At 53.6% G+C, this 15,379-nt stretch carries 10 protein-coding genes; all 10 read right to left on the reverse strand.

Annotated features, from left to right (window positions below; all coding sequences use genetic code 11):
* Positions 1-354: 354 nt before the first annotated feature.
* The 10 genes from J4772_RS23970 to J4772_RS24015 all read right to left on the reverse strand — a co-directional run bounded on the left by J4772_RS23970 (position 355) and on the right by J4772_RS24015 (position 14,916).
* Positions 355-2,622 (reverse strand): glycoside hydrolase family 3 C-terminal domain-containing protein, encoded by a 2,268-nt coding sequence (locus J4772_RS23970; protein WP_209071700.1) that lies wholly within the window; start codon positions 2,620-2,622, stop codon positions 355-357.
* A gap of 24 nt (positions 2,623-2,646) precedes the next feature.
* Positions 2,647-3,534 carry a carbohydrate ABC transporter permease gene (locus tag J4772_RS23975; protein WP_209071701.1) on the reverse strand — a complete coding sequence of 296 codons (888 nt, stop codon included), beginning with the start codon at positions 3,532-3,534 and terminating at the stop codon, positions 2,647-2,649.
* A gap of 24 nt (positions 3,535-3,558) precedes the next feature.
* Complete coding sequence (locus J4772_RS23980; protein ID WP_247740836.1) at positions 3,559-4,491, reverse strand: ABC transporter permease; 933 nt, start codon at positions 4,489-4,491, stop codon at positions 3,559-3,561.
* Position 4,492: 1 nt separating this feature from the next.
* Positions 4,493-7,150 (reverse strand): glycosylhydrolase-like jelly roll fold domain-containing protein, encoded by a 2,658-nt coding sequence (locus J4772_RS23985; protein ID WP_209071702.1) that lies wholly within the window; start codon positions 7,148-7,150, stop codon positions 4,493-4,495.
* Positions 7,147-8,685: an ABC transporter substrate-binding protein gene (locus tag J4772_RS23990; protein ID WP_209071703.1), complete on the reverse strand. Its 1,539-nt coding sequence runs from the start codon at positions 8,683-8,685 to the stop codon at positions 7,147-7,149. The genes J4772_RS23985 and J4772_RS23990 overlap by 4 nt, the downstream gene beginning before the upstream one ends.
* Before the next feature lie 84 nt (positions 8,686-8,769).
* A complete protein-coding gene (locus tag J4772_RS23995) occupies positions 8,770-10,395 on the reverse strand; it encodes a response regulator (RefSeq protein WP_209071704.1) in 1,626 nt (541 codons plus the stop codon).
* Positions 10,370-12,118, reverse strand: a complete 1,749-nt coding sequence (locus J4772_RS24000; protein WP_209071705.1) for a sensor histidine kinase — start codon at positions 12,116-12,118, stop codon at positions 10,370-10,372. Before J4772_RS24000 ends, J4772_RS23995 begins: the two co-directional genes overlap by 26 nt.
* A 32-nt stretch (positions 12,119-12,150) precedes the next feature.
* Entirely contained in the window at positions 12,151-12,777 is a 627-nt protein-coding gene (locus J4772_RS24005) for a TetR/AcrR family transcriptional regulator (RefSeq protein ID WP_209071706.1), read from the reverse strand.
* Positions 12,767-13,990, reverse strand: a complete 1,224-nt coding sequence (locus tag J4772_RS24010; RefSeq protein ID WP_209071707.1) for a pectin acetylesterase-family hydrolase — start codon at positions 13,988-13,990, stop codon at positions 12,767-12,769. Before J4772_RS24010 ends, J4772_RS24005 begins: the two co-directional genes overlap by 11 nt.
* Before the next feature lie 35 nt (positions 13,991-14,025).
* Entirely contained in the window at positions 14,026-14,916 is an 891-nt protein-coding gene (locus J4772_RS24015) for a poly(ethylene terephthalate) hydrolase family protein (protein WP_209071708.1), read from the reverse strand.
* Positions 14,917-15,379: the final 463 nt, after the last annotated feature.

Below are 15,379 nucleotides of genomic sequence, written 5' to 3' on the forward strand. Positions count from 1 at the left end.
ACAATTTGCCCCCAAAACTGTTCGTCAAAGCCTGTTGTATGAAAAACCACACAAAATCGTGCAGAGATATCTAAATAAGCGGAAATTTGTACGACATTTCATATAAAGTACCTGTCATCGTCTGAAAAAGACCGATCCGTGTGCGAAAAATCATACAAAACAGAGCATCTCAGGAGCGTATAGCAGCGGAAGGACGTGCATTCCCCTTGCAGCTTTATCCTGTCGTATACAATGACCATCCTGTCCCACCTGAACCCCCAGATTTTAAAATAAAGGTATCCTTCCGCCATTCCCATGGCTTGGGGATACCCTCATATTAGATCGTTATTCCACACCGCTCATTGATGGAGGCCCCTACCTTCCTACCGAATTCGCATGGTGCAACAGCCCGTCCAGCATCTCGTCGGTGAACGCCCCTTTGCTGAAAGCGACCAACGACCGCAGCGGCATTTCCCGGATAAACACGGCCATCATCTCCGAGCTATGCTTGTCTTGGGAATCGGACAGTCCTTGCGTAAATTGGCGGATGATCGGCTCGACCCGGGGATCGGCGATTAAATCCGCCAAGGACGACTGACGGTCGTATGGCCTTCGGATCGAGGTCGTCGAACGAAGGTTTACCGTCTCTTCCAGCAAAATATGCCGCGAGGACTGACCGATCAGAATATCGAACTCTCCCGTCTCCGCGTGCCAATCTTGAAGCTCCGGATCATAATAAGCGAAAGCCCTCTTATCCAGCGTAAAGACGATTTCTTTGGCTTCCCCGGCATGAAGCTCGACTTTGGCGAATGCCTTCAGCTCCTTCTCCGGCCGAACCAAACGGCTCACCTTGTCCCTTACATACAATTGAACCGTTTCCTTGCCTGTGCGATCGCCGATATTCCGAACACTAAGACGCACGGCAAGCGTTTCTTGATCGCTGATCTCTTTCTTATCGAGATGCAAATCGCTGTATTCGAACGACGTATAGCTTAAGCCGAAGCCGAACGGGTAGAGCGGTTCGATCTTGCGGCTGTCATAATAACGGTAGCCGATGAAGAGTCCTTCGCGATATTCGCAGCGGTCGCCCTCGCCCGGAAAAGCAAGGTAAGCCGGAGTGCTTGGCAGATCGACGGGGAACGTTTCCGCAAGCTTGCCGCTCGGATTGACATCTCCGAACAGAATGTCCGCAAGCGCACCTCCGAAGGCTTGGCCGCCCAAGTAAGCTTCCACGATTCCGCCCGCATGCTTCTCCCAAGGCATATCTACCGGGGCGCCATTGCATAAGACGACAATGACCCGCTCCTGAACCTGCGCTATGGCGCGGATAATCTCGGCTTGGTTAAAGGGAATTCGCAGATGCTGCCGATCATACGCCTCCGATTCAGTGCGCTCCGGCAGTCCGACAATAAGGATAGCCGCCTCGGCATCCGCCGCTGTCGTTCTCGCCTCCTCTTCCCACGTTTTGTTGACTGCTTCGCTTTCCAGATCGTAGCCTTGTACGTAGACAAGCTCGCTGCCTTCGCCCAGCTTGGCGGCAATCGCGGCTTCAACCTCGTCCACCTGCGTCGGCTTCATATGCGAGCTTCCGCCGCCTTGAATTTTCGGCGAACGCGCCATTGCTCCTATAAGCGCGATTTTACACTGCCCCTTGGACAATGGAAGCAGGCTCGCCTCGTTCTTAAGGAGCACCATGCTTTCCGCTGCGGCCTTCCGGGCAAGTCGATGATGACTTTCATAATCGCAATCGACCGGCTGCCCGGAACGCTTCGAGGAGAGAACGGCCAATTGCAGCACCCGCTCGACGGCGCGATCAAGCGCTTCTTCGGTCAATGCCCCGCTCTGCACCGCTTTGATTATGCTTGCTGGACCGTAGCCTTCGCTCGACGGCATCTCCAAATCAAGCCCGGTCCGAATGCCTTCCGACAGCACGTTCACCGCTCCCCAGTCGGAGACGACCGCGCCTTCAAATCCCCATTCTCGCTTCAGGACTTGATTCAACAAATGCGGATGCTCCGAGCAATAAGCTCCGTTGACCCGATTGTAGGCGCTCATGATCGTCCAAGGCCGACTGCCCTTGACGGCAATCTCGAAGGCGTTCAAGTACAGCTCCCGTAATGCCCTCTCCTCAACGACGGCATCGGTCGTCATCCGCCGCGACTCCCTGTTGTTGCAAGCGTAGTGCTTCAACGAGGTGCCGACATTCTGGCTCTGAACGCCGTTAATATAAGCTTTGGCCATCTCTCCCGACAGATAGGGGTCCTCCGAGAAATATTCGAAGTTTCTCCCGTTCAGAGGAGAGCGCTTCAGGTTCACGCCGGGCCCGAGCAAAATATCCACTCCCGCCGCGTGGCATTCCTTCCCAAGCGCAACGCCGATTTCCGTCAGCAGTTCCCGATCCCAGGAGGACGCCAGCGCGGACGCCGATGGGAAGCAAGTGGCCGGAGCGCTGTCGCTCACATCGAAATTGACTTCATATTCGTCAAGCTTCCTTAACCCGTGGGGACCGTTCATCATGACGACGGACGGTATGCCGAGTCTTTCCAGCGCGTTCGTTCGCCAATAGTCCTTGCCCGAGCACATGCTTGCTTTCTCCTCCAGAGTCATGAGGGAAAGCCATTCCTTTACTTTCGTAAGCTCCATCCGTCGGTTCCTCCTCGCTTCGATCTATCCTTTTACAGCGCCGATCGCTATGCCTTTAATGAGATATTTTTGAAAGAAAGGATACATCGCGATAATCGGCAGAACGCCGACGACGGCGATCGCCATCTTCACGGTCGTGCTGGGCAAATTCGCCCCGGCCTCGCCTAATTGCGCGCTGAACTTGCTTTCCGACAGAAACTGAATGTCCGTCAGCATTCGATTCAGAATGTTCTGAATACTGAACAGCCTGGAATCCGTCACGTAGATCATGCCGTTAAACCAGTCGTTCCAGTAGATGATCGTCTGAATCAGGCCTACGGTGGCCACGATCGGCAGCGACAGCGGCATAATGATTCTCCAGAAGATTTTGAATTCCCCGGCTCCGTCTATTTGCGCAGCTTCGATTAAGGCCGGAGGGATCGTGGTCATAAAAAAGGTCCGCATCAGCAGTACGTTAAAGCCGTTCATCAACAAGCCGGGCACGATAAGCGCCAGAATCGTATTTTTAATATCGAAATATTGCACATAGATCAAATAAGTCGGGGTCAGCCCGCCATTGAACAGCAAGGTGAAAAAAACGAAAAATGCAACTCCCCCGCGCCATGGCACGCCTTGTCTGGACATCGGGTAAGCGAGCATCGCGGTCATAAGCAAACTCGCCGTCGTGCCGAAAATCGTGATAAACACCGTTACGCCATAAGCCCGCACGAGTTGATCGGAATGATTCCATAAGTAACGGTAAGCCTCCGACCCCAGTCGATCGGGGAAAAAGGTGTAGCCCTGCCGCAGGATCGAGCCTTCATCCGATACGGACGAGATGACGAGCAGCAGGAAGGGCAGCACGCAGGCCGCCGCTAGGGCAAGCATCGGAAGATGAAGCCAAATCTGCTTTCCCCTATTGATCGTATTCATGCTTCTCCACTCCAGTCCCAGACCTTAGAACAATGCGCTGTCCTTGTTGAATTTGCGCACCGCGTAATTTGATAGCAGCACCAGCACGAAGCCGACGATGGACTGGTACAGCCCTGCGGCGGAAGACATCCCGATATCACCAAGATTCATCAGAGCCCGGTACACATAGGTGTCGATGACCTGAGTCGTATCGTTAAGCGCTCCCGAGCCTAGCGGAACTTGATAGAATAAGCCAAAATCCGAATAGAAGATTTTGCCGATCGCGAGCAAGGTCATCATAATGATGATCGGGGACAGCAGGGGCAGCGTAATGCTGCGGATTTGCTGCCATTTCGTGGCACCATCCAGCGTGGCCGCCTCATAATATTCCGGGTCGATGCCGACAATCGCCGCCAAGTAAATGACGCACAGAAAGCCGGCCCCCTTCCACAAGCTGATGATCGTCAGGATGAACGGCCAATACCGCGACTCGCTGTACCAAGAAATTTCCTCTATCCCAAGAAGCGGAAGCACGGTCTTGTTTATAAAGCCGGTTTCCATGCTCAGCAGGGAGTAAGCCAAGTAGCTGACGATAACCATCGAGATGAGATGAGGCAGCAGCAGCACGCTCTGATAAAACCTCGACAGGAATCGGCTGCGGATTTCATTCAGCGCAATCGCGATTCCGACGGCAAAGACCGTATTCAAAAGGATGAACGCAAAATTATAGAGAATCGTGTTTCTAGTGATGATGTAAGCGTCCTGCGTCTTGAACAAATATTCAAAGTTTCTAAGGCCGACCCAATCGCTGCCGAGCAGCCCCTTCGCAAAATTGTAGTCCTTGAAGGCGATAATCAGCCCGAACATCGGCATATAGTTGTTGATTAGAAGATAGGCCAAGCCCGGCACCATCATGAGCAGCAAAACACCGTATTTGCGCAAGCCGTTTTTTCGGCGGAGTGGATAGGTTTGTTCCATTCTAGTTCCCGCTTTCCGCGCTTATCGCTGATTGCCTAAGGAGTCTGACCGGACCGAGCAAGCCGGAGGGTTCCTGCTGAACGAACTTCGAAAACCAATCCTGCTGATCCTTGGCCAACGTATTCGTCACCTCGACGGTTAACTCGTTCGTCCCCTGCCGCCATAACTCCGAAATATCCCACACATAGGGAGCGCACAATCGGACACCGGCTCCCCGTCCGTTCACCCAAACCTGCGCAGTCTCGTACGCCCGACCCAAATCAAGCCAGACGGAGTCGGCAGCTTCTTCGTCCTGCACTTGGCATTCGTACTTCATCGTGCCGGAAAATCTCGGCAGCAACTCGCGAGAGCCCAGGTTTCGTAAGCTCGTCAAAGTGCCCCAAAGCTTGAACTCAGGATAGTCCTGCGCCGTGGCCAATGAAACACGCCACTCCGTCGGCTCGATCAGACGGCTTGTCGCTTCCAACGTTGGCGCCGTCTTCCCTTTACGTACCGGATACATCTCCTCGTCGTCGGGCGGAATGCGCAGCAAGACGGCCGATTCATAGGCGCTGAGCGTGAGATCGTAAGCATAATGTCGTCCTTCTCCGACCCGACCCAACGTATTGCCGAAAGCGTCGTAGCGCAGCCATGCTCCCTCGCCCGGTAGAATGACGCGAGTGTTTAACGTCTCTTCGGGATGCTCGTTGAATAGCATTACGACCTCCAGGCGGTCATGACGATATTGATAAGTTCGCAGATAAGGCTGTCGGTCGCTTGTTTCCAGCTCGTACATGCCCCAATCCCGCAACGCATCGGCTAGATGAAGTAGAGGTACAACCGAGATCTTGGCCTGATCCTCCAATCTCCTCAACGGTTCCGCATACGGCACGGCTTGGCTCGCACGCTTCGGCAGCGAGTCGACAAAGACGACCCGCAAGCCTGATTCCGCTAGCTCCGACAGCTTCGCGATCAATTCAATCGGCAACGCTTCCGCATAGGGAACGATTAAGCAGCGATACCGTTCTTCGTGAACGGCAAGCTCCCCTTCCATAACGCTTGAGCGAAGCAAGACGTCCGCGGGAAGTACGTCGCAGTCGATTTGGTTCTGCATCAGCTGTTTGACGGGCTCCTGGAACAGCATCGCTTCACCGGACCATTCCGCCTCCGCGTGATACAGTACTCCCGCAGTGGCCACGTGCTGTCCGTCGTTTAATAAATGGCAAAGCCGGTTGGTGTAGGCATTGAGCAGTCCGTAATGTCTGAACTGCGGATTGTATCCCCTCGCATAGAAATGCGGCGGACAGTCCCAATCGGGAAATTCCTTCTGGGAAAAGGCGTGGGGAACGAAATGGTTGACGCCTCTGACCAGCATATGGTCGGTCAGCCACTTCATTAGCTTCAAGCCTTCCGCCCAGCCGTAAGCTCCGAAAATCTCGCAAAACGTCCGCCCCCGCTTCCGGGGATCGAGATGTCCGAGCGATGCCGCCAGCTTGGTCATGCCATAGTGGAAAAAGACGCTGTCCGTCTCGCCGCCCATCCAGGAAAAGGACATTTCATCGAAGCCGGGCACGATCTGCCACAGCACCACGTCAAGGCCCGACATATCCTGGCCCTCCAGCGCTCGGAAGAAATGACCGGCTCCGCAGCCGAGTCTGGCGTGGACGTTGTTGTCCTCCATAAGGTGACCGATGTAAGCAACGCCGCGCTCCTGGCACCAACGTCCGATTCGGCCGCTAAAATGTTCCGCATACAGCTTGCTGACGACATTCATGTAGGCATATCGGACAGCGAACGTATGCGGGCCGCCTTCATGCCACAGCAGGGGCAGATGTTGGCGAACAGTCGGACCGTATTCCGCCTCAAGCAGCTCGAGGAGATCGTCTCTCCACGGCAAAGCCATCTTGGCGTTGCCCAGACCCGATGCGTAATCATAGGAAGCTTTGCTATTGTAGAAGCCCGGCTCGTCGGAGAAAAAGCCCGCGAACGTTGCGCCAAAATCGTCCTTATAGCGTGCGTAATAGGCTTCATAGATCGTATCGATCAAGATTTGCGTCGATTCCGGAACGATCGGGTTTAAATAATCCTTCCTGCGGTCGTCTCCCCCTTCGCGGGTAACGACGAACAGGCAAATCGTCCAATACCCTTCGGGCACGGGCCAATACAGAACGCCATCCTGTACGGAGGTTTCAAGGTCGATGGGAAGGAATTCGCCGTCCAGCTTGCCCGTGGCCGGATCGCGTCTGGCGGCAGCGGCGCCTACGGGTCTTGCCCCATCCAGAACGGACCAGGGCCGCAGCAGGAAGGAGGCTTCGGGATCCGGCCCCCTCGCATCGATTCGCCGCTCCGATAGAAACTGCCGCTGATGCTCCAGCGGCGCTTCCTTCACCTTGCCCGCGGCATGGCCGGTCGGAAAGTGATCGTCGTCGAACACCCAAATCTGCATGCCGTGGGTTCGAGCTTCGTCCATAATGATGTCCATGTCCCTCCACCACTTCGGACCCAGCATATCGGGATGGGGTCTGGACTCGACGCATACCGCCCTTATTCCCGCTTCCCTTATGCGCGCAAGCTCCTCGCGGATGACCGCTTCCTCTTCTCCGCGCTGCCAGAGGAACGGGAGAATATAGTTCCGTTCCTCGCCGCGCAGCAACTCCTGCAATTGGATATTCCCGCTCATCGCCCGCCCTCGGCTTTAGCCCATGCGTCCAGCTGACGCTGCTTCTCCGCGATCACTTTATCCAGACCGGCGGTTTTCAGCTTTTGATTGAATTGAGGAAGCACTTTGTCCGGGTCTGCGGAGCCGGTCTCCAGCACGAGGTAGTATTGGGCGATGACGTTGGAAACCGCGGCGATTTCCGTCTTCACGGACTCGGGGTCCATCGTAAAGCCCATCGCTTTCGACTTGACCGCTTGCTCGTTGAACTCCTTCATCTTTTGCCAAATATCGGGGTCTTCCCCCTCAAACACATAAGCGAGAAATTGATTGCCGAACAGCCAGCTCATATTCAGGTTATAGCCGTTCGTCATGATCGTTACGCCTTCCGGGTACTTGATCACATTGTCGGACACTTTGACATAATGCTTGCCTTCAATGCCCCAGTCCAACAAATTGACGAGCTCCGCATCCCCGTACATCAAGTCCAGAAACTTCATCGAAGCTTCCGGATTGTCCGCTTGCCTCGGGATGCCCCACATAATGTTCAATACATGATCCGTCATCGATACCGGAGCCGATAGCTCGGCGCTAACCATCTCTTTGCCGATCGAGCGGGATTCCTGCGCATCGAAGCCGGGCTTCAGCTTCGAGAGGTAGCCGAAGGCCCGATCCGCCTTAATGAGTTCGATCTGGCTCGACTTGTTCGTAGAAGCGTCCTTCAGTAAGTAACCCGCCTCATACCAGCTTCTCATCCTTTGCAAGAGCTCGGCATACTCGGGCGATTCAAAGCTGTTGACCAGTTGCAAGCCGTTGTCATAGCCCGGGAGAACGCCCATCCCGTTGCCTAACCCGTCGTTCCAGCTATAGCTCGTTAAGAAGGAAAACCCCGCACCGCTTGGAATTAACGGCGTGATCCCCGGCTCTTTATCTTTAATGATTTTAAGCGCGGCTTCTACGTCGTCCAACGATTTGATCTTCCCCGCATCGATGCCGTGCTTGTCTGCAAGGTCTTTGCGCATCGTGAAACCGTTGGCGGTCGCCAAATCCCTTACCGGCGTTACGCCGTAGATTTGTCCGTCCACCTTGCTTGCATCCAAATAGACGGGATCAAGCGCCTTGCGAATGTTGCTCCCATGCTTGTCGAGCAGTTCGTCCAACGGAAGCAATTGCCCTCGGGACACTTGGGAGCTAAATCCGAACGGCGAGCCAACAACGATGAGATCCAGCTTCTCGTTGCTCGTCAGCATCAGATTGACCTGCTGGGCGTAAGCTCCGTAATTGATTGGCATCAAATTGACGGATACATTGATTTTGGCTGTCGTGATTTTGTTGATTTCGGCTTCTACGGCCTTCAGATCGGGCGGCGTTCCCGTTACGCTTAGAAAGGCGACGTTCAGCTCGTCGGTTTTTTGCGGCTTGTCGCTGCTTGACGGAGCGTCCGTCCCGGTAGCGTTCCCCGGCTTCGACGATTCGCCCGAGCCTCCATTGGAACCGCATGCCGACAACAATAACATTACGATTACTAGACTTGCGGACAACCATGCCTTCTTACTCATTGTATTTCCCCCTGGCCTCGTCATTTGGCTTTCTCTTGCCATTGTAGCCGGAGACCGCCGCCTGCTTCTGCTTCGGCTTCGACTTTAGCCTGACGCGATTTCGACTTTGCCATTGGCGCCTCCGCGCTCGCTTTGGCGAAAATCTACCGGGGTCAAGCCCGTCTGCTGCTTAAACAGTTTGGCGAAATGGGAGAAATTCGCATAACCGCTGGCCATCGACACGGCGCTTACGGGAAGCTCCGAATGGGCAAGCAGCTGCCTGGCCAGCTTCATTCTTTCGCGCATGATAAACTCCGGAATCGTGCAGCCGAGCTCCTTCTTGAATAAGCGGGTCAAATAATCCGGATGCAAATAAACGTGGCTGGCTGCCGCCTCCCTGGACAGGTTCTGATCCAGATTGGATAAAATGAAACGGGTTGCCTTTTCGACGACATCTCCAACGGAAGACGCTTGAGCGTACCCCGCCGCCTTCGCAACGACATGCGCAAGCCAGCGCTCCAGATCGGCCAAGGATCGCGACGCCGCTTCCGACAACCGCAAGCTCCCCTCGTCGCAAAACATAAGATGCGCTTGGACGTCCTGCTGCTGCAGCACCGCGTGCGTCATTTGCAGGAAATTCTCTTTTAATGCGAGCAAATAGCGGTTATCAATGTCCAACCTTTGCCTCAGACTGCCAATAAACGCTGTCGCTTCCTCCAGCAGCCTCTCTTTGACGCCCTGCCGAAGCAGCGCCGCCCACCCGCTCATATCTGGCAAGGCAGCCGAAGCGTCGACGGAACGTTTCTCCGCTTCAAGGCTGACATAACCGACTCCGTTCACATTGTTCCGATCCAACTTCAGCAATCTATGCAGCATCGATGAAACCTCGAATCCGGGTATCGCTTGCCCCCCGTAACAGGTTAACTCGCAATAGAGGTTTGTTCTGCAAAATTCAACCCATCGACGGCACATCATAGCGAGCCCGCTCTCTCCTATACGCCGATCCGGAGCGACAGGTATAATAAGAAGCCATGCCTCGCTGCCAACCGGCACGAATACGTTGCCCGGACTTAGCTTTCCGATCAGTTCTTTGCCCGCATTTTTTAGCGCGTACTCCAACAGCTTTCTGTCTCTGACCCGAAAATCCCGATGCCAATGCCGAACGACCAGCAGGATCGGGAGCACTTCGGCATCCCCGCACAATGAAATTTGCCGGGCGGCCGCTTCGCGAAGAAAATCTCCGCGATTAGCCGGAATCGTCTCGCTCAACAGATCCGTCCAAAATCTCTCCTGGTTCATGTCCTGCTGGTGCGACCACCACAGCTTATTTCGCTGCGCCTCCATCCGCTCTTGCTCCCGATTCGCGATTAGCGCCGCTTTGCGGATAGCCGTTTCCAGCTCCTCCTTGGATAGCGGCTTGAGCAAATAATCGGAGCAGCCGAGACGTACGGCTTCCTGCGCGAATCGAAAATCGGCGTGACAGGTCATCAGAATCGGCACCGTCCGCAGCTCCTTTTGCCTCATCCACTCCAGCAGCTCCAATCCGGTCCTCTGCGGCATTTCAATATCGCAAAGAAGCACATGAATGTCATGCGCCTGAAAAATCTGCTCTGCGGAGGAAGAACTGTAGGCCGTATAGACGTTGGCAACGCCTAGCCCCGCCCAGTCCACCATACGCTTAACCGCTTCCACAAAATGAATCTCGTCATCGACGATTAACACGTTCAGCATCGTTGTCGTCCTCTCCCTTAGGGAACGGCTTCATCGGCAGACGAATCTCAACCCTTGCTCCTCCTGAATCCCGGTTCGCTAACTTCAAGTCGGCGCGTCCTTCATACAGCAGCTCCAGCCTGCGCCGCGCATTCCACAAGCCATGCCTACTTCCGTCCTTGCGCTCCAAGCTCCTTCCCTCCGCCAAGCTTTCCAGCACCTCTTGAGGGAAGCCGTTCCCCGTGTCCTCTATAACGAGAAGCAAGCGGGGCTCGCTTCCGTCCGATTCCAACTTTCCTCTAAGGGTCAGACGGAACGGCTTTTCCAACGAAAAGGCGTGCTTAACGGCATTCTCCACGAACGTTTGAATAACGAGCGAGGGAACGGCCAGCTCCAACAAATAAGAAGGAACCTCGATCTCGCCGCTCAGTTGGCCCGGAAACCGCAGCTCTTGAATCCGAATGTAATTCCGCGTATGCATAAGCTCATCTCCAAGGGAGACGAATGAAGCGCCGCTGCGGAAAATATAGCGGAAATAGTCCGCCAGACAGCGGGACATTTCCTGAATCAATTGATAATCGCCAACGGCGGCAAGGCTGTGCATAATGTTTAAGGAGTTCAAATAAAAGTGAGGGTTAATCGTCGTTTGAAGCTGTCTCAGCTCCGCTTGCTGCTTGCTTAATTGTTCTTCGTACACATGGATTTTCAGCTCTCTAATCTGGGTGAGCATATAGTTAAAGTTGTCGTTAACCACGCGGAACTCTTCCGTCGCGAAGGCAGCTTTGGGAATTCCTTGCATATGGCCTTCCCCAATTCGCTTCATCGCGGCGAGAAGCCTCCGAATCGGCAGCAAAACCGTTCGGCGAAGCAGAAGCAGGCTTAGCGGAAGCAGCACAATCGAGCCAACCGACACCGCCGTGTTCCATTCCCGGAGATTAAACAGGCTCTTTAAGATTTTTTGTTCCGGTATAATCGCTGCGAGGCGAAAGTCTCCCTGCTTCGATAACGCCCCTACGGTTAAATACCGCTCCGGTTTCCCGGATAGGCTGGAGCCTCCCTCGGCGAAGCTAAGGTCGATTTCATTGTCGCGAACAAACTCGGCCTGCATCATCGGCTTCCCATCTGTCGTAGCGAACAAGGAAAGTCCATTATCCCCCAAGTCGATCATCTTAAGCGGAACAAGCAGACTGTCCGCCTTCACCCAAGCTCCGACATAGGTGTTTCGTTCGGCTTGAAGCAGCCGCAAAATATAGTAGTCGCCATTAATCTCGCGAACGATCCAATTTCTTGCCTCTCGCGAAGACTTCATGGAAGTTAAGCTTAGCAACCGGGCGATTTCTTCTCCTACCGCAACCCGCTCGGAGTAGGTCGGCCGCGAGCTAAACGATTCAATGAGACTGTTGTCGAAATCCGAATAAATAAAAAATTCGTCCATCGTTCCGTAACGGGCGATTTCGTTCGTCAGCTGCTTGGAGAGCTGCACCTTTAACAGCGCCGCCTGCTCCTCGGACTGCCGCTTATCCAGCAACGGCAAATTCGGGTCGGAAACGATCATGCCGATCAGGAAGCTATCGATCTCTTCCAAGATGCCGTCTATTTGGTTCATATAAAGCGAGATATAGCTTTGATTGCTCTCGGCTACCTGCGTTCGGACGACTTGCGCGGCATAATATTGGTTGAAATTCAGCAGGACGATAAGCGGCACGAGAATCGCGGCTACGCCTGCCACCAGTTTGAAACGCATCGTGTGCCTAAGCCCGCGACGTCGGCTCTCCATCATTGCCCTTCCCATAAATTGAGCAGAAATTCCTTATAACGAATGTTCTGCTCGATTTCCTCCGCTTTCGTCGCATCTTGATTTTGCCGAGAAATTAACACGGACTTCTGCAAATAAATGAAGTAAAGATGCGTCACCATTCGCGTGCGCTCGATCCATACGAGCTTTTGCCCCGTTTCCTCCGTTTGCAAATCCAGCGAAAACGCGCTCATGGATAGATGGGTTTCCTCGTTGATCAATTCCTTGAACGCCGGCAGCTCCGCCGGATTTTTGCCCATGCTGGCAAAATACACGTTGAAGAGCGAATCGTAATACAGCAAATCCGGATGGTGCTCCCTCAGATACAAATATCTATTTAGAATGGCCTCTATCGAGGCGCGCGGCGATTGGAAATCGAATTCTAGAAGCAGTCTTCCGAACATTCTCTTGAGATTGTCCACGTATACCTCGGTCGCGAGCTGCTCCTTGTCTTTGAAGTGATGGTACAACGTTCGTCTGGACGTGCCCGAACGGGCTGCGACGAGGACGAGGTCCGAGCCTTCAATCCCCTTCTCGCAAAACGTTTCCAACGCAGCCTCCTTGATCATTTCTCTCGTTAGCTGAAGCTGCTTCTCTCTAAGCTTCATTGTGCGATCCCCCTACCTGCATTCTGGCTTTCTCGGCGTTCGCCGTCTCGGTTCCCTCGGGATACAGAAAACGGGCGCCCCGCGAGACCCTCTCGTTTTTGTGAATAATCCCATCGAGCCACGTTATTAATTTCGTGCCTTCTTCCTCCGCCTCGTAGAAGGCTTTCATTGGCAGCAAAGTGTGCGGTGTCGTATGAGTTTCCGAATCGTATTCATGGTTGGTGAGAAAATAATAAAAATTAGGCAGTTGCTCGTCAAGCTGACGGGTGGACGAGCGGAATTGACGGCTCCATTCCTCTGTAATTTGCCTATTGATCTCGTCCCCTTTGCCGTTCAGCCTATTCTGAAACGAGGCCAGCACTTTATCGTGGATAGTACAGGCATGAAGCAGAACCGCATGGGCCGGCATGGCCGTGCCGTTGTGGCGGAATGCGGCTCCTATCATATCCGCTTCCATCGGATATGAGAACGTCCGCTTAAACTCTGCCTTCCAATTGTCTTCCACAAGGGTCGGCCACCGATCGGAAAGCAAAAAGGAGCTGTCCGAGAGATGATAGATTTCGGCATCGGCATAGTGATTGGCAATTTTGCTTCCCCAGAGGGCGGAACCGAAGCCCCCGGCACTTGAACCTGCGATGAGCAGCTTATCCGGCGTATCGAAATTCCGGTAAATCCACTGTAACGCTTCCTCTACGTTATTTCTACCGTTATGCCTGACCGTTCGGGATTTGGAGCTCTTTTTGCTCGCGTAGCTTACCGTCGTATGGCCAACATGAAAATCGCCGGAAGCATAAGGGATAAACACGACGTTCCATTCGGAGAACGGATTGTCGGGACGTTGGTCGAAAATCCCCCGATGCATGCTAAGAATATAAAAAGGGATTCGCGCGAAGTAATAGCCGAATTGGCCATGCTTAAGATAAGAGCGCAGAGACAAGGGAATATGGGCCATCTCGCTTTCCCAACAGCCGCCTCCTCCGCAGAAATAGATCATCAAATTGCGGCCTCCGCCTTTGCGCGTATATAAGAAAAACTTCGATCCGTCGGCTGCCATGGCTTTTGGGCCCAGCTTCACTTTATTCCATTTGCCGCGCTTCGTTAGTTCGAAGCGGGTTTGGCTGCTCGGTCTGTTGAGAACTTTGCGGTTAAAGTACACGATGGAAAGCACAACAACGACAATGGAATAAAATAGAACGCGCTTAATCTTTTTCATAGAGCGATTCCCTCTTCCCGTCTTTAATATACGTTCTAAAGATTTTGGGTGCGGACATGCTTCCAGCCTTTATTGCGATGCAGCTCGGGGCGTTGGCCTGCAAAGACGGCAGCGGCTTGCCCATCCGCCTCCAACCGATAACGCAGCCACGCGGTCAGATAGCCCCTATGCATGCCTCCGTTCCCCATGCTTGCCACATGGTCAGCGCATTTCGTCATAGCCATGGCTGCCGATTGCCTCGGACGAACCGCATGATAGGCTTTCGAATTGGAAGCGGTCGGTGAAATGATGAAATCGTGCGTACCCGCCATGAAAAACAAGTCGGAATACTGGCTCTCGATTTCATATACGTCCTTGGCATCGCACCATTTCAGAGCCGGGAGAGCGATCGTCACAACAGTCTGAAACGGCTTCTCCAAATATCGACTCGCGTTCAACACCCCGGTCGCCCCTTGAGAATGACCAACCGCGCCCATTCGATTCGTCTTCAGCTTCCCGTAGAACGGACTCGTTGGCTTGTCATTCTCGCGCCATACATAATTGACGGTGTCGGCAATTTCCTTGCCGGTTCCCGTATTGCGGCAATAATTGCCGACAACCGCGAATCCCCAAGTGGCCAAATGAGCCAGCAATTCCCCATAGTTCTCCGGCTGGGCATCCGAGCCGTTGCCCCATAGGACAACCGGGCAGGCATCCATCCGGTCTTCCGGGTAATCGATCCGATATAGCGGGCGTCCTTGTTCGTCATGGATGACAACGCTAACGCTTCGATAGGGCCCCGCTTCGCCGTAAAGCCGCTCCAGCGGCTCCGGTCGGTAGCGGTATAGCCGCTCGCGTAATTTAAGCACGTACATAAGAAGCACAAATACAGGCATGACCACCCACTTTATCCATGGGCGTGCTGTCGGCTGCTCCGAGGTCGTCATACGGCTTTGCACCTTTCGCATTTATTTTATGTTACATCAAGATAATTAATTACACACCATGTGTAACAAATTATAGATTTGGGCCTCCATTCTGTCAATGAAATCCGAAAATCCGTAAGTCACCCGCATGGACAGATCATACAACGCCCGGTACTCGTTGGAGCAAACGGCGGGCAAGTAAAGCCGTTCGCCGCTTCACCAGTGACGTTCAAAACGGCAAGTGGTACCGAAAACTGTATTGCTCCTTGAATATTTGCGACTACCGCTTCTACAAAACAAAGCAGCAAGCCATACAAGAATGGGAAACATCTCGATGGTTAAGGGACCGACTGCTGACACAGGCAGATGTGCTTAACGATTGGGAAAGGTCCTATAGAAGAAAATAAACACAAGCGCCGGTCAGGGAAGCCCGGCGCTTGTGTTTATTAGATTACGGATATCGGGATTGCAATTCTTCGACCTT

It is taken from the genome of Cohnella sp. LGH (assembly GCF_017671885.1).
Taxonomy (GTDB): domain Bacteria; phylum Bacillota; class Bacilli; order Paenibacillales; family Paenibacillaceae; genus Cohnella; species Cohnella phaseoli.